This window comes from Kiritimatiella glycovorans, from assembly GCF_001017655.1.
GTDB lineage: Bacteria > Verrucomicrobiota > Kiritimatiellia > Kiritimatiellales > Kiritimatiellaceae > Kiritimatiella > Kiritimatiella glycovorans.
Genome location: NZ_CP010904.1, coordinates 2,428,301 through 2,450,141, shown reverse-complemented (window position 1 = coordinate 2,450,141; position 21,841 = coordinate 2,428,301). Strand labels below are relative to the sequence as shown.

Sequence of the window (21,841 nt, the reverse complement as noted above, 5' to 3'; positions counted from 1 at the left end):
CGTAGAGCCATTCTCCGTTGCTCATGGGGCCATCGCCCGAAATGTTGAACCACGAAAATTCGCCGATTATTGTGGTGGAGCCGTTCGGGGAAGAGGCGGGAGGGGAGACGACAAACGTTCGTAGTAGCGCCGCACGCGCCCGAAGGGCCAGGCGCGTGAAGATAACGGCCCTGGCCCCGCGGCGCGGACCTGCGGGCCTACTACGAGCGCAAGAGAGAACGCACGATCTCTTTGCCTGTGCTCTTCTCATTCATCTTTGCGATCTCTGCGCCTTGGCGAGAGACCTTTCCTGTGTTTTCGACCACGGATTACACCGAGGACACGGATGGGAACTCGAAATCGGTATTCAGAGAGAACATAATTCGTACTCGAGTTCCTTGAACAAAGGGAGTGGGATCGCGCCTTCGGCGCTCCGAGTACGCGTACGAGTACGAGTAAGAGTACGAATTATGTTCACCCCTTCATGGCCTTCATGGTGAATCCCCTTGCGATCTTCCGCATCCCGTTTCCCGCGTTTCCCAGACCGGGAGCGTCGGATCAGCCGCCGAGCTTCTTTTTCAGGATCTCGATCACGGCGGGCGGGTTGGCCTTGCCCCGGCTGAGTTTCATGACCTGGCCCATGAGGAAGTTAATCGAGGCCTCCTTGCCGTTGCGGTAGTCTTCGGCCGGGCCGGGGTTTTCGGCGATGACCTGATCGGCCCACGGTTCGAGGGCCGAATCCTCGCTGACCTGCGCCATGCCGCGTTCCTCGACGATCGCGCGCGGATCGCCGCCCTCGCGGAAGAGAGTCTCGAAGACCTCTTTGGCCGCGCTGTGGCTGATCGTCTTTTCGTCGATCATCCGGATCAGTTCGGCGAGGTGTTCCGGGGTGACCGACGCGTCGCCGATCGTCCGGTCCTCTTCGGAGAGCAGGCGGAGCATCTCGCCCATGAGCCAGTTCGAGGCCGCCTTCGGCGCGGCCCCCGCCTCCAGTGCCGCGTCGAAGAAATCCGCCACGGCCTTGTCCGCCGCCAGCACCCCGGCGTCGTATTCGGGCAGCCCCAGCTCGGAGACGTAGCGTTCCCTGCGGTGGGCGGGAAGCTCGGGGAGGTCCGCGCGCCAGGCCTCGATACCCTCTTCGCTGAGTTGCACCGGCAGCAGGTCGGGCTCGGGGAAGTAGCGGTAGTCGTGGGCTTCCTCCTTGGTGCGCATCGCCGAAGTGGTCGCGCTGTCCGGGTCCCAGCGCCGCGTCTCCTGCCGGAGTGTGAGCCCGCGTCCGAGTTCGTCGATCTGGCGGCGGATCTCGTATTCGAGGGCGTTATGGACGCCCTTGAACGTGTTCATGTTCTTGATCTCGGCCTTGATGCCCAGTTTCGTCTCGCCCTGCGGGCGGACGCTGACATTGATGTCGCAGCGCATGTTGCCCTTCTCGAGGTCGCAGTCGCTGATCCCCCCGTACTGGAGAATCTGCTTCAGCCCGGTCAGAAAGGCCATCGCATCGTCCGGCGTCTGCATGCAGGGTTCGCTGACGATCTCCATCAGCGGGGTCCCCGCGCGGTTGAAATCGATCAGGCTGGCCGTCCCGACGTGGGTGTTCTTGGCGACGTCCTCCTCGAGGTGGATGCGCGTGAGCGGGAAACTGCGGTGTTCGCCGCCGACCTCCGCCTCCACGCGCCCGCCGAGGCAGAGCGGCAGGTCGTACTGCGAGATCTGGTAGTTCTTGGGCATGTCGGGATAGAAGTAGTTCTTCCGGTCCCACTTGCTGATGCGGTTGAGGGTGCAGTCGAGCATCAGCCCGGCGCGGCAGCAGAGTTCCACGGCGCGCGCGTTGAGCACCGGCAGCGCGCCGGGGTAGCCGAGGCAGACGGGGCAGACGTGCGTGTTCGGCGCGGCCTCCTCGTCGTGCACCCGGCAGCCGCAGAAGATCTTGGTCCGGGTCCTGAGCTGGACGTGCACCTCGAGTCCGATGACCGCCTCGTAGTTCATGCGGCACCTCCCGCAGCGTCCGTCCCGCCGAATCCGGGCGGCCGGCGGGTGTGCCATTCCGTGCTCTGCTCGTAGGCATGCCCGACCCGGAGGACCGTCTCCTCGCCGAGCTGCGGTCCCAGGATCTGCAGTCCGACCGGCAGGCCGGCGTCCGTGAATCCGCACGGGACCGAGAGTCCGCAGATGCCTGCCAGCGAGGCCGGCGTGGTCAGCACGTCGTCGAGATACATGGCGAGCGGATCGTCCGTCTTCTCCCCGATCCGGTAGGGCGGGGTGGGCGTGCACGGCGTCAGCAGCGCGTCGCACTGGCCGAAGGCGTCCCTGAAGTCCTCGCGCACCAGCGTGCGGGTTTTCTGCGCGCGCAGGTAATAGGCGTCGTAATACCCGCTGCTCAGCACGTAGGTGCCGAGGATGATCCGCCGCTTCACCTCGGGGCCGAAACCGGCGGCGCGCGTGCGCCGGTAGAGTTCGATCGGCGAGGCGCCTTCGACGCGGTTTCCGTAGCGGATGCCGTCGAAGCGCGCCAGGTTGGCCGAGGCCTCGGCCGGGGCGATGATGTAATAGGCCGAGATGGCGTAGCGGGTGCGGGGGAGGCTGACTTCGCGGATCTCCGCGCCGAGGGTGCGGCAGTGGTCGACCGCCGCGCGGACGGCGGACTCGATCTCGGGGTCGAGACCTTCGACAAAGTATTCGCGGGGCAGGCCGAGCGTCATGCCCTTGAGGTCCGTCCCGGACGCCAGGGCTTCCGTGTAGTCGGGGACGGGCGCGTCGAGCGAGGTCGTGTCGCGGGGATCGTGGCCGGCGATCGCCCCCAGCAGGAGCGCGGCGTCCTGGACGCTGCGGGTGACGGGTCCGACCTGGTCGAGCGAGGAGGCGAAGGCGGTCAGGCCGTAGCGCGAGACGCGGCCGTAGGTGGGTTTGAGTCCGACGCATCCGCAGAAGGCGGCCGGCTGGCGGATCGATCCGCCGGTGTCGGAGCCGAGCGAGGCGACGGCGAGGCCGCCCGCGACGCCCGCCGCGGAGCCGCCGCTCGATCCGCCCGGGACGCGCCCGGGGTCCCAGGGATTGCGCGTGGTCCGGAGCGCGGAGTTCTCCGTGCTCGAGCCCATCGCGAACTCGTCCATGTTCACGCGCCCGAGCAGGACCGCGCCCGCTTCGCGCAGCTTCGCCACGCAGGTCGCGTCGTAGGGGGCCGTGTAGCCCTCCAGGATCCGCGAACCGCAGGTGCACGCTTCGCCGCGCACGTTGAGCACGTCCTTGATCGCGACCGGCACGCCCAGCAGCGGGGCGGTCTCGCCCGCCGCCCGCCGTTCGTCCGCCGCCCGCGCCTGTTCGAGGACCCGTTCGCGGTCCACGCGCACATAGGCGCCGAGGCGCGCGTCGCCGCGCCCGATTGCGGCGAGCACGGCTTCTGCCGCCTCCGCCGCGCTGCAGTCGCCCGTGGCCAGACGGGTGCGCAGTTCCGACAGGGTGAGCGTGTGAAGATCCGCCATCAGCTGTTCTCCAGGATCTTGGGCACGCGCACCTGATCGCGGGTGGCGGCGGGGGCGTTGTCCAGCATGGCGCGCCGGTCGATCGACGGTGCGGGTTCATCCGCGCGCAGGACATTGTAGCGCGGGACCGCGTGCGCGGTGGGGTCGATGCCTTCGACGTCGAGTTCCTCGAGGTGGCGCACGTAGTCGATCACGCGGTCGAGCTGATCCTGAAAAACCGTTTGCTCTTCATCGGTCAGATCGATCCGCGCCAGCTCCGCGACGTAGGCGATGTCTATTTCGGAGTTGTTTCCGGGTCGGGACTTCATGTCGGTGCTTCCGTAAAGGATTCAAATCTCCGCCGTTCGAAAGGGGCGATACTAAGAATGCGCGCGGCGAAATCAAATGGAATTGTCCCGCTGATCGAGATAACCGAGCATGAACAGCGGCCGCTTGAGCCCGTCGGTGTCCCCGCCATGGGAGAGGATGATCTTGCGGCCGGTCTCGACTCCCTTGAACTGTTCTCTTCCCTTGCCCCTGCCTCCGATCTCGATCACGGTTTTTTTCCACGATGGGTCGTCTATGAGAAAGTCCGGGGTCTTTTTGCCGCGCGTGCTTTTGAGGTAGGCGAAGGATGTCTCCGTCTGCTCCATGGCCCCGGCGAAAAAATCCTCCCGGAGGCCGCCCAGGGCCTCGCGCCATGGGCGGAAGAGAAGGCGGTACGGGAGCGCCATCAGCACTTTGGGTTCGCGCAGGACATTGGTTCCCGCCGGGAATACCTGGTGCAGGATGAAGGCTTTTTCAAGAAGCTGCACGTACTGTCGGGCCTTGTACTTGGTGATCCCGGCATTCTTTGAAAGGGAGCTGTAGTTGATTCCGTCCACGGGAGATTTCCCGATAAATTCCAGCATGCTGCGAATCCGTCCCGGCTCATCGGTTTTCAGGCTTGCGACGGAGGGGATGTCTCTATTTAAGGAGGCCGCGATAGCGAGCGGGAGCGCGATCCGGATGGGGTGTCCCGATGGCATACTCAGGGGGGCGTGTTTCAATCGCGATCGCGGCCGGTCTCGTCTTCTCTCCATACCCTGGCGGGGCGGTCGGGGGCGGTGAGTTCCACGGCCACACGGGAGTGGCCGGCGTCGTCGAGGGCGCGGCGCATGTGTTTCGCCGCCTGTTCGGGGCGGTTGCATTCCGCGCTGAGGTGGGCGAGGTAGACCCGTTCCAGGCGGTCGTTTTCTCCCGCCACGCCGCTGATCAGTTCCGCAGCGGCCTCGTTGGAGAGATGGCCCTGGCGGCCGGCGATCCGTTTTTTCGTATGCCAGGGACGCTGGCTGTTCCGGAGGAGGAGGGGATCGTGATTCGATTCGCAGACGATCACCCGGCACTGCTTGAGGCGTTCGCGGATGAGGTGTGTGGCCACGCCGAGATCCGTGGCGATCCCGATGCGCGTCGCGCCGCTGGTGATCGTGAACCCCACCGGCTCGCGGGCGTCGTGGGAGACGGAGAACGGCTCGATCACGAGGTCGCCGATCCCGAAGGCGTGGCCGGTGGAAAAAAGGTTCCAGGGCAGTACCTTGTGTTCTCCGAGCCCTTCGAGCGTGCCGCGGTTCGTGAACAGGTCCATGCCGAAACGACGGTGCAGCACGCCTACGCTCTGGATGTGGTCGGCATGTTCATGGCTTACGCAGAGGGCCTGGATCGACGCGGGATCGATGCCCGCCTCCTCGAGCCCCTGAACGATGCGGCGTCCGCTGATCCCGGCGTCGATCAGCACGCGTGTCTGCTCCGTGCCCACGTAGAGGCAGTTGCCGGTGCTGCCGCTTGCGATGATGGAAAGTTCCAGCGCCATGGGTCTCCCCGCCGTCCGGTCCGACCGCGTGTATCGACGAACCGGGTCTTCATTAAGATTGTTCCCGGACCTTCTCTCTATTAACCTTTCGCCGGGATCCAATCAAATCGGAACTGATTTTCGCATGGCGCAGCAGGTTCTAACTCAGAGTCAGACTCAGCAGCTTCAACAGGTGCTCGCCCCCCACCTGCGCCAGTCGCTGGAGGTGCTGCAGGTTCCGGTGCTGGATCTTCGCGCCCTGATCCGCCGCGAGATGGAGCAGAACCCCACGCTCGAGGAGCCCCCCGCGGAGGAGACCGAGCAGGTCGAGGTGGAGCCGGGGACCAGCGATATCGAGCGGGAGCTGGAAGAAGATTTCGCCGACGAATTCGCGCAGCTCGCGCAGCTCGACGACGAGTGGCGCGACTACTTCCGCCAGAACCGGGCGGTGATGCCCTCGTCGCAGGACGCCGAGGAAAAGCGGCAGTATTTTCTGGATTCGGTGACCGAATCGCTTTCGCTGCAGGAACACCTGATGCACCAGCTCACGCTGTCCGATGTGGACGCATCGGAGCGCAAGGTCGGCGAGCTGCTGATCGGGAGCATCGACGACGACGGTTATCTCTCCAGCGATCCTGAGGAGTTCGAGAGGAATACCGGGGTGGCCTGCGACCGTCTGGAGCGCGTCCTGAAGGTGATCCAGGATTTCGATCCGCTCGGCGTGGGGGCGCGAACCGTACAGGAATGTCTCCTGATCCAGCTCGACCGGCTGGGGAAAAAGCCGGGCGATCCCGTATGGACGCTGGTGGAGCATCATCTCGATCTGCTGGGTGCACATAAGTATGACGAGATCGCCAGAACGATGGATATTTCTGCCGCGCGGGTCGACTCGCTGGCCCGCTTTATCTCCACGCTGGAACCCAGGCCGGGGAGGAAGTTCAGTTCCGAGCGCGCGGAATACGTCGTGCCGGAACTGAGCATTCAGAAGGTGGACGGCGAGTACGTGGTCCGGCAGAAGGACGAGTACATCCCTCCGGTCCGTATCAGCCGCTACTACCGGAAGCTGCTTGAAGATCCGTCGACCGCGCAGGACGTAAAAAAATACGTCCGCGAAAAGATCAGGGGCGGGATGCTGCTGATCAAGAGCATCGATCAGCGCCAGCAGACCCTCTACAAGATCGCGCTCGAGATCGTCCGCGTTCAGCGCGACTTTTTCGAACACGGCGTGTCGCACCTCAAGCCGCTGCGGATGTCGGACGTCGCCGCGAAACTGGGTGTGCACGAGACCACCGTGAGCCGCGCGACGTCGAACAAATACATCCAGACGCCGCTGGGGACCTACGAGATGAAATTCTTCTTCCGCACCGGCTACCGCCGCGCGGACGGGACGGAGGTCTCGAACGAGGGCGTGAAAGCCGCGCTCTCGCGCCTGGTGGAACAGGAGGACCCCGCCCGCCCGCTCTCCGACCAGGCCATAGCGGAGAAGCTCAGGGAGCAGGGTTTGGAAATCGCCCGCCGCACCGTCGCCAAATACCGCGAACAGCTCAACATCCTGCCCTCCAACCTTCGGCGCAAACGATAAGCCTTGCAGAAGAGTGCGAGCCGGAAGCCTGAGTGAGACCTGGTGTGCATCGCTATCGGGTTCGAGGTGGGGGCAGACCATGAAGCACATGAAGAGCATGAAGGTGGGTTGAGGGGAGTGCTGCCTCCTCCTGTGTGGGTCCATCCGGACCATCAAGTATTACCCGTCCCTCCGGGCGGGGTCAGAACCCGTCCGTGAACGTGCGCGCGATGATGGAGATCGACTTAATGATCCAGTAGAGGCCGAACAGCGCCGCCGGCAGGATGATAAGTACGGCGCATCCGATCCCTGAACCCGCGTCTCCTCCGGCCGGGGCGACGGGACGTGAATTGCTCCTCATGATTTTTTGTTCTGCTTTGCAATGCGCCGCTGATCTCTGCGCGTCTTGCGCGCCTCGTTCGCGACATAGAGGCTGAACCAGTCCATTGCGCCGTCTCCTTTCCTCAATATTCATATATATATAAAGATATGTGCTTGACACAGCCCATGCAATTCATATATTCATGAATAATGAATTCAAAATCCTGTCAGAGCATAGGAGAAAACGTGCGCGCGATCCGGAGGAGACGACACTTGAGCCAGGTCGAGTTCGCGCGCCGTCTCGACATGCGTCCGGGCCCGGTCAGCAATATCGAGCGCGGGCACAATCTTCCGTCGGCACCGGTGCTCTGTAATATGGCGGAGGTGCTGGATGTGCCGGTGGATGCGTTTTTTGAATCGGGGGGGGGCGCGAAGATGATGAGCGGCGAAGCTGCGGGAGGCCCTGGAGGGTATGTTGCGGCAGCTGCCGATGACTCTCTCGGGCCGGCGGCGGAATTGGTCAGGAGTGGAAGTGAAAGGGCAGAGATTGCGGACGAAACACTGAGAAAGCTTGGTCGACTTACGGACAGTGTGTTGGCGCTGGAAGACCTGGCGGGAGCTCGCAAGTCGGCAACCGTCCCGCTCCGGCTGCCCTTTGTTTTTTCCGTGGAAGGACTCAGGGAGCTGGCCGGTTCGGTGCGGCGAATACTTGGAGTGAGCGAGGCGGTAATTTTTGATTATCTGGAGCTTCTTGAAAACGCGGGGTTGCGCATTATTTTCTGTACGCTGGAGGAGGACGGAGGGCAGAGCTTTTCCTGTTACGATGCCGCCAATGCGAATGCAGTGATTTTTATACATTCCGAGCTGAATGCTGAGCGCCAGCTTTTTCTTCTGCTCTACGAGTTGGGGCGAATTTACTGTTTCACCCGGTTGCGCGATTTGAAGACGCCTTGTCAAGCTGATGAAGTTGTTGACAGACGCGGGAAACCGCTTAACGAGCATCGCGCAGCCCGATTCTTTGCAGGCCAGTTTTTGATGCCTGCTTCCGCAGTCCGGAATAGCGTGCACCAGCTTGCCATAAAGCCGCAGGAGTGGACGTATACCTTGCTGCTCCGACTCAAGCATCGATTTGGTGTTTCCGCCGAAAGTTTTCTGTATCGCCTTGGCGAGCTTGAACTGATCAGGCCAGAGTTGGAACGCGATATCAAGCATCGCATTGAGCTTCATTACCGCGAAACAGATTACTCGGAGCCCGACTCAAGCCAACGAATACTCACCCCCAATGGTCGTCTTGGCGATTTGCTTGTGCGTGCAAAAGAACGGTGTCCGGGTGCGGAAGAGATTTCGGTAATAGAGAGGACATTTAAATCTTTAGGGGTCACCTGCTGATTAATATTTTGATTTGGCGAAAAGCTGAAAACGCACGGGGGTAGTGATGTACCTTCTCAATACAATCGAAGCCGGGAGTACAGATGACTTCCGTAAAGACTTTTTACGCGATGAAAAGGCAGGGGAGTGGCTGCCCAGAGCAATCCATGTCGTGCAAGCAATAGCAGGAAACGAAATCGCGGCTGCTTCAAATGAGAGCTATCGGAGCGAAACATGTCTCGCTTCAGTGTGAGTGCCGGAAATGCGGATTCCGCAGGAAAGGCTGCCCGAAACTATCCTCTGGTTTTAGGGCGAGATTGGTACGCTAAATCTTCGACTGATGGCGGTGCCGGCATGTCATTATTTGATCACTGTGTAATCAGTGGTTACGTGGCGGCGCGTTGCTGCTCAAGGTTGGGGTTTGAGTTTTTCAGGAATACCTACCTCCCTTTTCTTGTCTCTCTTCATGACGTGGGCAAGGGGTCTCCCGGCTTTCTCAAGCATTGCTCTAATACGGCTCTGCAGGGGTTATGTCCCGCTCTAGCCGAAATGGATACAGAGGCTTCGGGGTGGACGAGAAATCATGCGGAAATCGGCGAGGCGGCTTTTCGGGCCTGGGCAAAGCAACGGGGTAAGTCCGAGAACTGGCTGGCGTGGGCTGAATCAATCGGCAGTCATCATGGGACCAGAAGCTATCCGCAGAACGAGGGGTGTGAAGTCTACGGTGGTCCGGGATGGGCTCGGGAACGAAAGAAATTTATCGACACGCTTTTTGGTCGCTTTGGGTCGCGATTGCCCGATGAACCGCCTCTTCCCGCACAGATCAAACTTCTTGCGGGCTTGACCTGTGTTTCGGACTGGATTGCCTCGAATGATACTTTTTTTCCCGAAAGGGGCGAGGTTGGGCGGGAGGATTTGAACCGGCGGGTAGAACAGGCCCTGGATGAATGTGGCTGGTCGGACTTTCGGCTGCGGTCAGATCTGGAATTTTCCGACGTATTTCCATTTTCACCTAATGCAATGCAGCGAGCTTTTATTGACTGCGTAGACGAGCGCGGTGCTTATGTGCTGGAAGCGCCGACGGGGTTAGGCAAAACGGAAGCCGCGTTATACGCGGCCTATAAACTAATGAGTACCGGAAAGAATAGGGGACTCTATTTCGGCTTGCCGACACGGTTGACCAGCTACCGGATTCATAAGCGGGTCCAGTCTTTTATGGGGCGGATTCTGGACGGTCACGGCTTTGTGAACCTTGCTCATGGTCATGCCTGGATGAATCTCGAGTCCAGAGCAATAGCCTTCAGGGCAGGGAAGAGCTGGTTTCATCCAAGCAAGCGTGCATTGCTCGCGCCGTTCGGGGTGGGAACAATTGATCAGGCGCTGATGAGTGTACTGCGGGTCAAACACCACTTCGTACGTACCTTCGGGCTGGCCGGCAAGGTGGTTATTCTTGATGAGGTCCACAGTTATGACTCTTATACCGGAACATTGTTCGACTGCCTCGTAGACGAGTTATTGAATATAGGGTGCTCGGTCATAATTCTCTCGGCAACGTTGACGGCCGAACGCCGCAAGGCCTTCAGGGTGGCAGGTTCGTCGACAGAGGCTTACCCGGTGGCATCTACTGCGCATCGCTCCTTTGTGTTGCCTGGAACTGAGGACAGATCCTTGGCCTTGCGATATCGCGGTTCCGAAAAGGATCAACTGGTTGCAGAGGCCGTAAAGGCGGCCGAGGCGAAAGCTTGTGTGCTTTGGATTGCCAATACGGTCGCACATGCCCAAGAGATTTTCCGAAAAATTAACGGAGAAAGGCGGGAAGATTCATTTGAGACGGGTTTGCTGCATTCTCGGTTTCCCGCATTTCGACGCGCCGAGCTCGAAGATAAATGGATGGAAGCTTTGGGTAAAAACGGTCCTCGTCCCCGAGGCTGTATACTGGTAGCCACGCAGGTTGTTGAGCAGAGCGTCGATATCGATGCCGATATGCTGGTCACAGAGCTGGCTCCTACGGATATGCTGTTACAGCGTATGGGGCGAATTTGTCGCCATGAGCGAAAGGAGCGCCCGGAGGGTTGCGGAAAGGTATGGATTTATGGTCCGAATATACTCGAGTGGGAGAAGGCTGAGGATTTCTGTGAAGATGTGGGTTCCAGTCGGTTTGTGTATGCTCCCTACATCCTGTGGAAGACGCTTGAGGTGTGGCTTTCAAAGTCCTCCGTATCGCTGCCTGGCGATGTGCGTGCTTTGCTGAAGCAAACCTACGACGACTCCGCTCTCTGTCCGGAGTGGGCTACGGAATTGAAAGGCGAACTGGACGAGAAGCGCCGAAAACTGGCTGAGGCAGCCCTCGGGGCCACCACGCTGTATTGCGGAGAGGACGATGAAAATCGAGCCCCGACCCGTTACAGTGAACGTCCGACCCTTCCGGCACTCATTCTGCGCCAATGCGATGATTTAGGGAACGCTGCCGATCTGACCCTGTGCAATGGCGAGAGAATCAAAGTACATTCAGGTGAGCGAGATTACGGTAAGGCCGTTCTCCTTCATCAAAGTATCGTGGCGCTTCCGGCCCGACACGGATTCAGACCGATGCCGCCTCCCTGGTTGAGATCGTTGGTATACGGTCCGCTTTGGGTGCTCATTCTTAAGAACGGCGAAGAAGACAACGTGGTAGTCGATTTGAGGGGAGCCGAAGTGCCGTGGGGATACCGCAGAGACGTAGGGGTATACAAGCGGCCGTGCAGAGGATCCGCGTTATCGTATTCGACCGAAATGGAGGATGAAAATGAATCTTATTACTGATCCCTGGATACCCATCATATTTGCAAACGGGCAGTCAGAAATGATTTCGCTGGATGCGCTTTACCGCGACGCTGAAAAGATTCATGACCTGGGTGTTAATCCCCCGCAGCGCATAGCATTAATGCGAATGCTTCTGTGCATTACTCAAGCGGCTTTAGCGGGACCGGAAGATGAACAGGAGTTGCGAACATGTCGTAATCGCATCAGATCCGAATCCCGTCATTATCTGTTCTCACGCGCTGGAATATTTGATCTGTACGGTCATCACCCATTTCTTCAAATACCCGGCTTGTCGGCAGACAGGGAAGCGTCACTAGATAAATTGTTCGAAACATCGATCGGTGAGAATCCCATATTTCTGGGACAAAGGGCTGAGGAGGGACGAAGGTTTACGGATGCGCAAAAGGCTTTGGCGTTGCTTGTATTCCAGAATTTCTCAGCGGGCGGAAAGATCGGGCAGTCGGTGTGGGCTGGTGTAAGAAGCTCTGAGTCTACGTTTGCCGCTCCATGCTTCAATAATCTTTACCTATATATCAGGGGTGAGAATTTACTTGGAACTCTCTGGCTTAATCTTTTACCGAAGTCGCAGATTTCCACGGAATGGGGAACGCCCGTATGGGAATTTATGCCGAAATCTCCAAATGATGACAAGGCGTTCTATAATGCCTATTCTTCTTATTTGGGGCGAACCACTCCGCTGACCAGGCTCGTTTTGCTTCATGGCGATGGTGAGGATACGTCCTGCATAATTGGTCCGGTCCCGAAAAAATATGTGTATTCAAATGAAGCAGGTTCTTTCCGGGATCCCTATGTGCCCATAAGATATTCAGCAAAAGGTTCTCATCGGTACATAAATGTCGAACCCTCGAAACACGTCTGGCGGGAGCTGGCAAGCATCTTGGCTCTTCACAATAAAACAGAAAGCTTGCCGCCATGTAACCTGCTCAATCTCGAGCATGCAGGAAACTCGACCGTCGATATCTGGTGCGGGGGGCTGGCGATGGGCGCACGCGCGGCTAAAATATACGACATGGCCGAATGGACCTTTTCGTTTCCCGCCTCATTCCTCGGGAAGGCGGCTCTTGCGAAATATGCCCAGGGAACGGCTCTTGCATCCAAAGGCGAAGCGACACTCAAAAAGGCGGTTCAAGGTAATAAGTACAGCTATGCAAAGATGCTAAACTCAAGTTCCAGGGGTTATTTTAAGACGGCGGCTCTGCGCTACTGGAGTGTTTTGGATTCGAAATATCAGATGCTTGTCTCTATCGCTTCGGCCAGTGAGCAAAATCTTGATGCATGGAAGAGGTTGCTGCATCACGCCATGCATTCCGCGTTTAAACAATCCTGTCCCCATGAAACACCACGTCAGATTCAGGCATACGCTCGAGCAATAAAATTATTGAAGCTTGAAGACCGTGAAGGGTGATCATGAGCGTTAGATATAAAAATTGTATCCGCAGATCATTTTCTTGCGTGAGCTATACTGACAAGACGCAAGGAAGGGCCTTGGATTGCAGGCTCCGGTATCCGCATTAATAAAGACCGACGGAAGGAGGGCATATGAAAACCGTGCAGGAGAAGTCTGAGGGTCTGATGAACTTTTTACGAAGCAACAGGAAGGATCGTGGACTTATGGCAGACCTGCGCTGCGGATTCAGTCGCGCAAAACAACATCGCGCATGGCCGCACATCGCAGGGTATTGTCAACTGGATGAGGATAAGAGCCGCACTCCTGTGCAAACGGTATGTGCCGCGTACGCCACGCACCCCGAGGAAGCAGTATACGGAAATATGGGGACAGTTATGCGTCAAATAGCGATTGGGATGAATGGTAAGGACGGTTTGTCTTCTTTTGAGGCAAGGTTTCGGCGTTTAATTTCCTGCCAGACTACGGAAGAGATATGCAACTGGATGGCCGGGTTTGTTCGTGCGGCAAAATCCAGCAATATACCCGTAAACTACAAACAGCTTTATTGTGATCTGTTTTGGTGGGAGGGCGAGTATCCGCCGAAGTTAAAATGGGCTTCGTCCTACTGGGGGGCAGAAGGAGGTCGGAAATGAGTGTCCTGACGCGTATTCGAATTGATTTTCGCACTGCGGTGCGGCTGCGAATCAAAGACAGTTATTCGTGGCACCGTGCCCTTTGGAAGGTCTTCCCTCAGAACGATACAAGGGATTTTCTGTATCGCGTAGATTCATGTGACGGCGGATTCAGGCTTTACCTGCTTTCTGAAAGCGTACCCCAAATTCCGGATTGGGGAGCGTGGGAGACGAAACGCGTTCCCGAGTCTTTTCTCGGCCGTCCCGTCTATAGGTTTCAGTTGTGCGCAAATCCGACTGTTAAGCGAAAGCGGGAGGGTCGCAAAAATGGTACACGCACTGCGATATATGAGGAATCCGAACTGAAGGCCTGGCTGAACAGAAAAGCAGAGCAGGGTGGGTTTGCTGTAAACTGGCCAGCTACGCAGATAGGCCCTCCGATTAATCAGCCTTTTATCAAAAAGGGACGCCGCGGTAATCACAAGCGTGTCGATTATCAGGGCTTACTGGCCGTTGAGAATCGAGAGCGATTTAAAGAATGTTTCAAAAAAGGCATAGGCAGTGCCAAGGCGTTCGGCTTCGGCCTGCTTGTGCTGGGTCCGGCGAACTAAACAATAAAGAGAAAAGGAGAATAGACATGAAGACGCTCGAACTTCACATCCTGCAATCATTCCCCGTGAGTTGTCTGAATCGCGACGACGTGGGAGCACCGAAGACAGCCGTTTTCGGCGGCGTACAGCGTGCCCGGGTCAGCTCGCAGTGCTGGAAGCGCGCCATTCGAATGATGGCAAAGGAAACTGCTTCGGAGTTCTTTGGAGGAGACCGGACTCGCTATATTATTCCGGCTCTCAAGGATGCACTTGTCAAAGAGGGATTTGACGAAGATGCCGCCGCGAAAGCGGCGGAAGACTTGGTGAAAGGCGGATTGGGTAAAAAGGATAAAAAACACGAGGGCGCGGTAAAGACGCTATTTTATATCACGCCCATGGAGGTTGAAGCGCTTGCGAGCGCCTACTGCAAAGAGCAGGACGTCAAAAAGAAGGTCAGGACGGCGATCCAGACCCTGAGAGGCCCGGTTCGTGACAAGGATGATACATCGATACCGGTTCATGACAAGGCTGATATATCGATATTTGGGCGAATGGTGGCCGACGATCATTCGCTTACACTGGAAGGCGCCGGTATGTTTAGTCACGCTATTTCTACGCACCGCGTAAGCAACGAGATCGATTTTTTCACAGCGGTCGACGATTGTAATCCGGAGGATATCGAAGGCGTCGGACACATGGGGGCGAATGAGTTTAATTCGGCCTGCTATTATCGCTATATGGCCTTGAACCTTGATCTCCTCAGAAGTGAGTCGCATCTGGGTTGTCTGGCGGATGAGGAGTTCAGTCAGGTTATAGAGTCCTTCATTCGGGCAGCGCTTCTCGCGGTTCCCCATGCGCGAAAGAATTCTATGATGGGCTTTAACCCCCCGGAGTGTGTGCTTGGCACCGTCAGGGAAGGTCAACCTGTCTCACTGGCAAACGCGTTTGAAAGAACCGTTGACGCCGGGGGGGACGGCTATATCGAAAACTCTGTGAAAAGGATGAAGGAAAAATTCGAGTGGATGCGGGATACCTATGGCTATGAACCTGTGACGGCGCTGTGGATTCCGGAGAAATCACTGGATAACTTCTGCAGGGGGCTGGTTGAGAATGTCTGATAAATGCCTGTTACTCTATCTGGATGCTCCCATGCAGGCTTGGGGGTATTCCAGCCGTTATAATCGAAGAGCAAGTGCAAGCTGGCCCGTCAAGAGCGGAATTGTCGGTATGCTCTGCGCTGCGTGCGGTATTGAGCGCGATGATGAAAACGGGATTGCCCGGCTTGCGGGATTGAGAATGAGGGTATACACCTTGAGGAATTCCGGAGAGCGTATGATTGATTATCATACGGTAGGTGGCGGATATGATTTGTCTAAGAATCCAGGGTGTTCTTTTTCGGGCAAAAGTGAGCAATCCATCGCAATTCTCACCGATCGGGAATATTTGCTGGACTGCAAGTTCGGGGTTTTGCTTTCCGGAAGTATCGCGACACTTCAGTTCTGCGAGAATGCTCTTCAAGATCCGAGATGGGGGATCTGGTTTGGTCGGAAATGTTGCCCGCCAGCCGCTCGTGTCTGTGAGGGTATTTTCAGTTCGCAGGAAGCAGCGGAAGCTCGTTTGCGCGAAATGGTTCCGGAAGGAGATACGGCAAATAGGTGGCGTGTGGTACGCGATGCAGATTCGTTCGAGGATGGATCAGTATCCCTTATGGATTGCCCCGTGAATTTTTTCGAGCGAGAATTTCGAACCCGTAGGGTTGCGGATGAAGTATTGGATTGATCCATGCCTATCTTTGAAAGACCCCCGAAAGAGACACTGGCTCCTTCGAAAGAACGCTGGACGCCGATCTATTTCGAGCATGGAAGAATAGAGGTGGATGACTCCAGCGTGAAGTGGATCGGAGCCGATCGTACGGTTTTGCGCGTGCCCGTTGCCACGGTGAGTGCAGTTTTGCTCGGCCCCGGAACATCCATTACTCATGCCGCGATAAAGGCATGCGCTGATTGTAATACGCCTGTATGCTGGGTGGGCGATGAGTCCATTCGTTTTTATGCTGCAGGGATCACGCCCACCCATGATAACAGTCGAGCCCGTCTCCAGAGTCGCCTTCATGCATCGAAATCTCGAAGCGCGGAAGTTGCAAGGCGCATGTTTAAAAAACGATTTCCCGATGTCGATTTAGAAGGCAAAAGCGTTCCTGAACTTCGCGGCATGGAGGGGCATCGAGTTCGTGCACTATATAAAAAAATGGGTGCCAGATACGGTATTTCCTGGAAAGGGCGTCAGTACAATCCCGACAACTGGGACGTGGCGGACAATATCAATAAAGCGGTCTCTGCTGCGAACGCAGGTCTCTACGCTTTAACCGCTTCTATCGTGTGTTCCATGGGATATCTCCCGAGCCTTGGATTTATACACACATCCGGGACTTGGCCGTTCATCTTCGATGTTGCGGATGTGTATAAGCCTGTGACTTCACTTCCGGCTGCTTTTTCTGCAGTCAGCAAACATCCGGAGGCCGGTAGCTCAGAAGTGCTGGCCGAACTTAAGAAGGAGATCGAAGCGAAGAAGCTTTTGCAATGCATCCCTCGCGACATAGAGGAATATATGCGATGACCGTAATCATATGCAACAACACGCCGGATCGCATTCGGGGGCATCTTAAGCGCTGGTTCATCGAGCCAAAACCAAACGTATTTGTGGGTTCAGTCAACATGAGAACCCGCGAAAAGACCATCCAGTATATTCGGCGTAATTCCCCAGGGCTGGGGATGCTCATTATCGCACCAGAAAGATCAAGCCAAGGGTTCAAAATCAGAACATTCGGAAAAACGTGTCGCAAAGAATGCCAGTACTCCGGCCTCTATCTAATCGCGGAAGAATGGAGTGATTCGCGAGATGATGATCTTTGAAAAACGAATATGTTGTGTAAATAGATAAACGGCGATACAAAATGTCGCTGTTCTCCCCACACGCGTGGGGATGATCCGAAACCCGACTTGTCCGCAGGCCCTCCCATGCCGTTCTCCCCACACGCGTGGGGATGATCCGTCACTTACAACACCACGGAAGCACGCTTTGAAGTTCTCCCCACACGCGTGGGGATGATCCGGAAAGAGACATGAATAAAAATAACACGGGCCAGTTCTCCCCACACGCGTGGGGATGATCCGTAAATTGTCGTGTCTGTCTGTAGTAATAAATAGTTCTCCCCACACGCGTGGGGATGATCCGACTTCAGCGTGCCCTGTTCCGCCCCCGCCTTTGTTCTCCCCACACGCGTGGGGATGATCCGCTCCACCCTTTCTTTGCGCACACGCGAGAGACGTTCTCCCCACACGCGTGGGGATGATCCGTTCTGCCATACCGTTCCGACGTGGCGCTTGGCGTTCTCCCCACACGCGTGGGGATGATCCGGGCAAGCACGTTTGCGAGAAGCCGCTGGCGATGTTCTCCCCACACGCGTGGGGATGATCCGGCTATGGACAACAACGTGCCGTTCATCTTTTAGTTCTCCCCACACGCGTGGGGATGATCCGCGCGCATCTGGATGTCTGTCGCTTTTAGAACAGTTCTCCCCACACGCGTGGGGATGATCCGATTTATCTTGAACGCATCGAGAATGTTGTGCAGTTCTCCCCACACGCGTGGGGATGATCCGAATGCTGGGTAGTCGATTAGGTCGCGGTCAACGTTCTCCCCACACGCGTGGGGATGATCCGCACCTTCGCCCGGTATGGTTTCGCCTGTCTCCGTTCTCCCCACACGCGTGGGGATGATCCGTTCCCTCTTAGACAGTGAGAGAAAAACCCACTGTTCTCCCCACACGCGTGGGGATGATCCGCTGCACCCGCCGACGGCCGCGTGATGTGTGTTGGTTCTCCCCACACGCGTGGGGATGATCCGTGTCTTAAACCCGATGCCTGCCTGCTTAGCAGGTTCTCCCCACACGCGTGGGGATGATCCGACATTGATTGGCAGTACGTCGGCGCGATGCTAGTTCTCCCCACACGCGTGGGGATGATCCGTGTTTACGGTCTATGGCGGACCGCAGGGTGTAGTTCTCCCCACACGCGTGGGGATGATCCGTCAGATGACCCTGTACACCGCGCCGCTGCCGAGTTCTCCCCACACGCGTGGGGATGATCCGGAGGACGGAGAGATGATGATGAGCACCACAACGTTCTCCCCACACGCGTGGGGATGATCCGGCAAACTCACCCTATCTGGAGCACTTGCAAACGTTCTCCCCACACGCGTGGGGATGATCCGTTCTTTACCAGCACTTCCGCGGATCTGATCTGGTTCTCCCCACACGCGTGGGGATGATCCGAGATCGAGTTCGACAGGGTTGCAATTCGATGCGTTCTCCCCACACGCGTGGGGATGATCCGGCGCAAAATGAAGGTGCGGAACATAGAGGGCAGTTCTCCCCACACGCGTGGGGATGATCCGCCAAGACCTTGGCAACCCAACGGCAAATTAGGGTTCTCCCCACACGCGTGGGGATGATCCGACAAAACATGGCGTCGTCGCAAGTCGCTGTTCGTTCTCCCCACACGCGTGGGGATGATCCGAGTGAGCATTGACGTTGGCCTCATGCTGCTCCGTTCTCCCCACACGCGTGGGGATGATGGTCGGCTTTTATTTCCCCAAGAAAACAACCCCCCGTTCTCCCCACACGCGTGGGGATGATCCGTTGGAACCGCAAGAAGCGACCGACCTGAAAGAGTTCTCCCCACACGCGTGGGGATGATCCGCATATACCGCGTTTCGTCGTAACAATTGTGGAGTTCTCCCCACACGCGTGGGGATGATCCGAACAATCGGGTTTATTCATTAAATCATGGTGGGTTCTCCCCACACGCGTGGGGATGATCCGTTTGTCGGTAATAGCGTTGCGCCTTGGCGTGGGTTCTCCCCACACGCGTGGGGATGATCCGAACCAAGTTCGACTTAACAATCCAATTGAGGAGTTCTCCCCACACGCGTGGGGATGATCCGATATTTGTTTTCCTTGTAACTTCCGAAAATATGTTCTCCCCACACGCGTGGGGATGATCCGTACAGCGACAACGCCGACAAAACCCTGTGGGAGTTCTCCCCACACGCGTGGGGATGATCCGACTTTACTTGGAATGACACCGCTTTTAGTTTCGTTCTCCCCACACGCGTGGGGATGATCCGTCACTGCGCGTGTCTTGTCGATTTCCGCTAGCGTTCTCCCCACACGCGTGGGGATGATCCTCTTCATGCAATCGGATAACCAACCAAAGAAAAGTTCTCCCCACACGCGTGGGGATGATCCTATATCCTCAGCCTCATGGCGCTAGCCGCGACCGTTCTCCCCACACGCGTGGGGATGATCCGTGCCGCTGTAGTGAAACGGGGTCTGACCCCCGTAAGCGGTTCAAATAGAATGAGTAATCGTGTGTTGAAATCGCTTGTTTGGTCTTAGGGGATCAATTACGGCCCTAAAAACGAAGTTCTAAGCGCGGGCGCGTTGACGACAAGGGGGGCAGGTGGCAAGGTTACGCCATGGTCCGCCCCCACCGCTTCTACCTTCCCGGTCACACCTGGCACCTGACGCACCGGTGTCACAAGCGCGAATTTCTGTTTCGTTTCGCGAGAGACCGACGGCGTTGGATGCACTGGTTGTTTGAGGCGAAAAAACGATATGGGCTTCAGGTGCTCAATTACGTGGTGACGTCAAATCACATCCATCTTCTGGTACACGGTTCCGGCAACCGGATGGCCATTCCCCGCGCGATGCAGCTTATGGCGGGCCGTGTGGCGCAGGAATATAACGCGCGTAAGCATCGCCAGGGAGCATTCTGGGAAGACCGCTATCACGCGACGGCCGTGGAAAATGGCACCCACTTGAGGCGCTGTATGACCTATATCGACCTGAATATGGTTCGGGCCGGAGTGGTCAGGCATCCCTCGGAATGGTCCTTTGGCGGGTACCATGAGCTTGAGCGCAGACCGAAGAGATACGGGCGAATTGACCGAAGCCTGCTGGTGCAACTGGCGGGGTTATCTAATCAAGAGGAACTGAGCGCCTGGCGAAGGGAGCGTGTGGATGCGGCAATCCGCGAACGAGGTTCGTTGCTGAGCCGTGAGTATTATTGGAGCGAAAAACTGGCGCTCGGAAGCCCTGCGTACATTGCGCGGGTAAAACGGGAGTTCGGGATCGATGTGGACGCCTGTCGTATAGAAGAGGCCGAGGAATGTGCGACGCTTCGTGAGGCGCGAGGAGCTTACGACATCTTTTCCGACGATGGAATTGAGGCCCTAAGCGCAGGAAACCGATTGAGGTGGGATGTAAGTCCTTCACAATGAAGATGTAGCGGGGGTCAGACCCGCAGAAGCATGTAGCGGGGGTCAGACCCGCAGAAGGTAAGTCCTTCACAATGAAGATGTAGCGGGGGTCAGGCCCGCAGAAGCACGTGTTCGGGGCCGTCGCATTCACATGCTCTTCAGGCCCGCTCGAGATTCCGCATGGCGAAGTCCCAGTTGATCAGCTTGTCGAGGACGGCGGCCACGTAGGCCCCGCGCCGGTTCTGGTAGTCGAGGTAGTAGGCGTGTTCCCACACGTCGATCGTCAGCAGCGGGGTCATGCCGCGGGCGAGCGGGGTGTCGGCGTTGGCCGTCTTGAGCACGTTAAGCGTGCCGTGGCCGTCGACCGCCAGCCAGGCCCACCCGCTGCCGAACTGCGATCCGGCCGCGTCCGCGAGCTTTTTGCAGCAGGCCTTCACGCCGCCGAAGACATCCTGCATCATCTTCTTCAGCTCGGCGGGCGGCTCACCGCCGCCTCCGGGTCTCATGCTGTTCCAGTAGAAGGCGTGGTTCCAGGCCTGAGCCGCGTTGTTGAACACCGCGGCGTATTCCGGGTTGTCGGCGGTCTGTACGACGAGCTGATCCAGCGGCATTCCGGCCCAGTCGGTGCCTTTGACCAGCTCGTTTACGTTGTTGACGTACCCGCGGTGATGCTTTCCGTAGTGGAAACTCAGGGTCCGTGAGGTGATCACGGGTTCGAGCGCGTTCTCGGAGTAGGGAAGGGGAGGCTGCCTGTACGGCGCTCCCGCAGCGGCGGCGGCAGGCCCGCCGGCCGCCAGCGCCGCCGTGGCGCCCGCCGCGCCGATGAAGCCGCGTCGGTGGATGGTGCCGGAACTATGCGTGGAATGTGCGGTCTTCATGAGGATCCCCTCCGGTTATGCTGGTCTCGTATGACTTGCGTGTTCATAGTCTAGCCGAAAATGAAGTGGAAGCAAAGCATGGAGCGCCGGCGATGAGACGCGCCCTGGTTCCGAATACGATCAGCGCGTTCAGGATCGGATTATCCCCGCTGCTGGCGGCGGCGGGGTTCGCGGAGGCGCGCGGATTTTTTCTCGTCCTGCTCGGCCTGCTGCTCGCGAGCGATTTCGCCGACGGCCTGTTCGCGCGCATGTGGCGCCTGCAGACCCGTCTCGGCGCGCACCTGGACACCTGCGGGGATGTCCTCATGGGTCTTTTCGGCGTCTGGGGGGCGGTGATGCTCTGGCCCGACCGGCTGCTGCGGGAGGCGCCGCCGATCCTCGCCGTCCTGGCCCTCGGACTCGTCTCCGGCGCGGTGGCGTACACGAAACACCGCCACCTGCCCGCGTACCACACCTGGAGCGCGAAACTCGGCACGGCCGCGGTCAGTGTCGGCGCGCTGATCCTCTTCGCGGGATGGACGCCGCTGGTCTTCCGGGCGGCGCTGGCGGTCATGATGGTCTCCGCGGTCGAGGAGACAGCGATCACCCTCGTGCTGCCCGAATGGCGCTCCGATGTCCATTCGATTTTCGATGCCTTCCGCGTGCGGGAGGCATCGCGCTGAGAGGCGGGAGGAAGAGATCACGCGGGATCGGGG

19 protein-coding genes and 1 CRISPR repeat array are annotated in these 21,841 nt (G+C 57.9%); of the genes, 12 read left to right on the top strand and 7 right to left on the bottom strand.

The genetic code is table 11. The features are described 5' to 3' along the window. Positions 1–537 precede the first annotated feature (537 nt). The 5 genes from gatB to L21SP4_RS10215 all read right to left on the bottom strand — a co-directional run bounded on the left by gatB (position 538) and on the right by L21SP4_RS10215 (position 5,286). The gene (gene gatB / locus L21SP4_RS10235) at positions 538–1,965 is read right to left on the bottom strand and encodes an Asp-tRNA(Asn)/Glu-tRNA(Gln) amidotransferase subunit GatB (protein ID WP_052882561.1); all 1,428 of its coding nucleotides are present in this window, start codon (positions 1,963–1,965) and stop codon (positions 538–540) included. Then, on the bottom strand, positions 1,962–3,458 hold the full coding sequence (gene gatA, locus L21SP4_RS10230; RefSeq protein ID WP_052882560.1) for an Asp-tRNA(Asn)/Glu-tRNA(Gln) amidotransferase subunit GatA: 1,497 nt from the start codon (positions 3,456–3,458) through the stop codon (positions 1,962–1,964). Before gatA ends, gatB begins: the two co-directional genes overlap by 4 nt. Beyond that, entirely contained in the window at positions 3,458–3,766 is a 309-nt protein-coding gene (gene gatC, locus L21SP4_RS10225; protein WP_052882559.1) for an Asp-tRNA(Asn)/Glu-tRNA(Gln) amidotransferase subunit GatC, read from the bottom strand. The genes gatA and gatC overlap by 1 nt, the downstream gene beginning before the upstream one ends. 72 nt (positions 3,767–3,838) lie before the next feature. Beyond that, on the bottom strand, positions 3,839–4,348 hold the full coding sequence (locus L21SP4_RS13230) for a hypothetical protein (RefSeq protein WP_074041469.1): 510 nt from the start codon (positions 4,346–4,348) through the stop codon (positions 3,839–3,841). A gap of 134 nt (positions 4,349–4,482) precedes the next feature. Next, positions 4,483–5,286: an MBL fold metallo-hydrolase gene (locus L21SP4_RS10215; protein ID WP_052882558.1), complete on the bottom strand. Its 804-nt coding sequence runs from the start codon at positions 5,284–5,286 to the stop codon at positions 4,483–4,485. A 124-nt stretch (positions 5,287–5,410) separates the two neighbouring features. Here L21SP4_RS10215 and rpoN point away from each other — a divergent pair, with 124 nt between their 5' ends. Further along, on the top strand, positions 5,411–6,847 hold the full coding sequence (gene rpoN, locus L21SP4_RS10210; RefSeq protein WP_052882557.1) for an RNA polymerase factor sigma-54: 1,437 nt from the start codon (positions 5,411–5,413) through the stop codon (positions 6,845–6,847). Between the two features lie 181 nt (positions 6,848–7,028). Here rpoN and L21SP4_RS13145 read toward each other — a convergent pair whose 3' ends face one another. Continuing rightward, the gene (locus L21SP4_RS13145; RefSeq protein WP_160300806.1) at positions 7,029–7,187 is read right to left on the bottom strand and encodes a hypothetical protein; all 159 of its coding nucleotides are present in this window, start codon (positions 7,185–7,187) and stop codon (positions 7,029–7,031) included. Positions 7,188–7,357: 170 nt separating this feature from the next. Between L21SP4_RS13145 and L21SP4_RS10205 the strand changes: the two genes are divergently transcribed. From L21SP4_RS10205 to L21SP4_RS10180, 10 genes are all read left to right on the top strand, one after another. Continuing rightward, positions 7,358–8,536 carry a helix-turn-helix domain-containing protein gene (locus tag L21SP4_RS10205; protein WP_074041468.1) on the top strand — a complete coding sequence of 393 codons (1,179 nt, stop codon included), beginning with the start codon at positions 7,358–7,360 and terminating at the stop codon, positions 8,534–8,536. Positions 8,537–8,749: 213 nt separating this feature from the next. After that, a complete protein-coding gene (locus L21SP4_RS10200) occupies positions 8,750–11,317 on the top strand; it encodes a CRISPR-associated helicase/endonuclease Cas3 (RefSeq protein WP_082116693.1) in 2,568 nt (855 codons plus the stop codon). Then, positions 11,295–12,743, top strand: coding sequence for a type I-E CRISPR-associated protein Cse1/CasA (gene casA, locus L21SP4_RS12535; protein WP_082116692.1), 1,449 nt, complete (start codon positions 11,295–11,297; stop codon positions 12,741–12,743). Before L21SP4_RS10200 ends, casA begins: the two co-directional genes overlap by 23 nt. A gap of 134 nt (positions 12,744–12,877) precedes the next feature. Beyond that, complete coding sequence (gene casB / locus L21SP4_RS12530; RefSeq protein ID WP_074041465.1) at positions 12,878–13,378, top strand: type I-E CRISPR-associated protein Cse2/CasB; 501 nt, start codon at positions 12,878–12,880, stop codon at positions 13,376–13,378. Further along, entirely contained in the window at positions 13,375–13,968 is a 594-nt protein-coding gene (gene cas6e, locus L21SP4_RS12525) for a type I-E CRISPR-associated protein Cas6/Cse3/CasE (RefSeq protein ID WP_074041464.1), read from the top strand. Before casB ends, cas6e begins: the two co-directional genes overlap by 4 nt. A gap of 26 nt (positions 13,969–13,994) precedes the next feature. Next, positions 13,995–15,065, top strand: coding sequence for a type I-E CRISPR-associated protein Cas7/Cse4/CasC (gene cas7e / locus L21SP4_RS10195; RefSeq protein ID WP_052882554.1), 1,071 nt, complete (start codon positions 13,995–13,997; stop codon positions 15,063–15,065). Then, positions 15,058–15,726 (top strand): type I-E CRISPR-associated protein Cas5/CasD, encoded by a 669-nt coding sequence (gene cas5e / locus L21SP4_RS12520; protein WP_074041463.1) that lies wholly within the window; start codon positions 15,058–15,060, stop codon positions 15,724–15,726. Before cas7e ends, cas5e begins: the two co-directional genes overlap by 8 nt. Before the next feature lie 3 nt (positions 15,727–15,729). Beyond that, positions 15,730–16,563 (top strand): type I-E CRISPR-associated endonuclease Cas1e, encoded by an 834-nt coding sequence (cas1e, locus tag L21SP4_RS10185; protein WP_052882552.1) that lies wholly within the window; start codon positions 15,730–15,732, stop codon positions 16,561–16,563. After that, entirely contained in the window at positions 16,527–16,859 is a 333-nt protein-coding gene (gene cas2e / locus L21SP4_RS13545; protein ID WP_082116690.1) for a type I-E CRISPR-associated endoribonuclease Cas2e, read from the top strand. Before cas1e ends, cas2e begins: the two co-directional genes overlap by 37 nt. Positions 16,860–16,908: 49 nt before the next feature. Further along, positions 16,909–19,317: a CRISPR direct-repeat array (repeat unit 29 nt; unit sequence GTTCTCCCCACACGCGTGGGGATGATCCG). A 168-nt stretch (positions 19,318–19,485) separates the two neighbouring features. Beyond that, positions 19,486–20,289 (top strand): transposase, encoded by an 804-nt coding sequence (locus tag L21SP4_RS10180; protein WP_052882551.1) that lies wholly within the window; start codon positions 19,486–19,488, stop codon positions 20,287–20,289. Between the two features lie 137 nt (positions 20,290–20,426). On the opposite strand, the gene L21SP4_RS10175 is transcribed toward L21SP4_RS10180, so the two are convergent. Further along, positions 20,427–21,146 (bottom strand): superoxide dismutase, encoded by a 720-nt coding sequence (locus L21SP4_RS10175; RefSeq protein WP_082116689.1) that lies wholly within the window; start codon positions 21,144–21,146, stop codon positions 20,427–20,429. 92 nt (positions 21,147–21,238) lie between these two features. Between L21SP4_RS10175 and L21SP4_RS10170 the strand changes: the two genes are divergently transcribed. Further along, entirely contained in the window at positions 21,239–21,808 is a 570-nt protein-coding gene (locus tag L21SP4_RS10170) for a CDP-alcohol phosphatidyltransferase family protein (RefSeq protein ID WP_052882550.1), read from the top strand. The last annotated feature ends 33 nt before the right edge of the window (positions 21,809–21,841 follow it).

Bases quoted from the DNA above. Each gene is read 5' to 3' on its own strand.
- L21SP4_RS10170 (WP_052882550.1), top strand. From the start codon at position 21,239: ATGAGACGCGCCCTGGTTCCGAATACGATCAGCGCGTTCAGGATCGGA.
- L21SP4_RS13145 (WP_160300806.1), bottom strand. From the start codon at position 7,187: ATGAGGAGCAATTCACGTCCCGTCGCCCCGGCCGGAGGAGACGCGGGT.
- gatB (WP_052882561.1), bottom strand. From the start codon at position 1,965: ATGAACTACGAGGCGGTCATCGGACTCGAGGTGCACGTCCAGCTCAGG.
- cas7e (WP_052882554.1), top strand. From the start codon at position 13,995: ATGAAGACGCTCGAACTTCACATCCTGCAATCATTCCCCGTGAGTTGT.
- L21SP4_RS10200 (WP_082116693.1), top strand. From the start codon at position 8,750: ATGTCTCGCTTCAGTGTGAGTGCCGGAAATGCGGATTCCGCAGGAAAG.
- L21SP4_RS10215 (WP_052882558.1), bottom strand. From the start codon at position 5,286: ATGGCGCTGGAACTTTCCATCATCGCAAGCGGCAGCACCGGCAACTGC.
- L21SP4_RS13230 (WP_074041469.1), bottom strand. From the start codon at position 4,348: ATGCTGGAATTTATCGGGAAATCTCCCGTGGACGGAATCAACTACAGC.
- casB (WP_074041465.1), top strand. From the start codon at position 12,878: ATGAAAACCGTGCAGGAGAAGTCTGAGGGTCTGATGAACTTTTTACGA.
- L21SP4_RS10175 (WP_082116689.1), bottom strand. From the start codon at position 21,146: ATGAAGACCGCACATTCCACGCATAGTTCCGGCACCATCCACCGACGC.
- casA (WP_082116692.1), top strand. From the start codon at position 11,295: ATGAAAATGAATCTTATTACTGATCCCTGGATACCCATCATATTTGCA.
- L21SP4_RS10180 (WP_052882551.1), top strand. From the start codon at position 19,486: ATGGTCCGCCCCCACCGCTTCTACCTTCCCGGTCACACCTGGCACCTG.
- cas6e (WP_074041464.1), top strand. From the start codon at position 13,375: ATGAGTGTCCTGACGCGTATTCGAATTGATTTTCGCACTGCGGTGCGG.
- cas1e (WP_052882552.1), top strand. From the start codon at position 15,730: ATGCCTATCTTTGAAAGACCCCCGAAAGAGACACTGGCTCCTTCGAAA.
- rpoN (WP_052882557.1), top strand. From the start codon at position 5,411: ATGGCGCAGCAGGTTCTAACTCAGAGTCAGACTCAGCAGCTTCAACAG.
- L21SP4_RS10205 (WP_074041468.1), top strand. From the start codon at position 7,358: ATGAATTCAAAATCCTGTCAGAGCATAGGAGAAAACGTGCGCGCGATC.
- gatA (WP_052882560.1), bottom strand. From the start codon at position 3,458: ATGGCGGATCTTCACACGCTCACCCTGTCGGAACTGCGCACCCGTCTG.
- cas2e (WP_082116690.1), top strand. From the start codon at position 16,527: ATGCATCCCTCGCGACATAGAGGAATATATGCGATGACCGTAATCATA.
- gatC (WP_052882559.1), bottom strand. From the start codon at position 3,766: ATGAAGTCCCGACCCGGAAACAACTCCGAAATAGACATCGCCTACGTC.
- cas5e (WP_074041463.1), top strand. From the start codon at position 15,058: ATGTCTGATAAATGCCTGTTACTCTATCTGGATGCTCCCATGCAGGCT.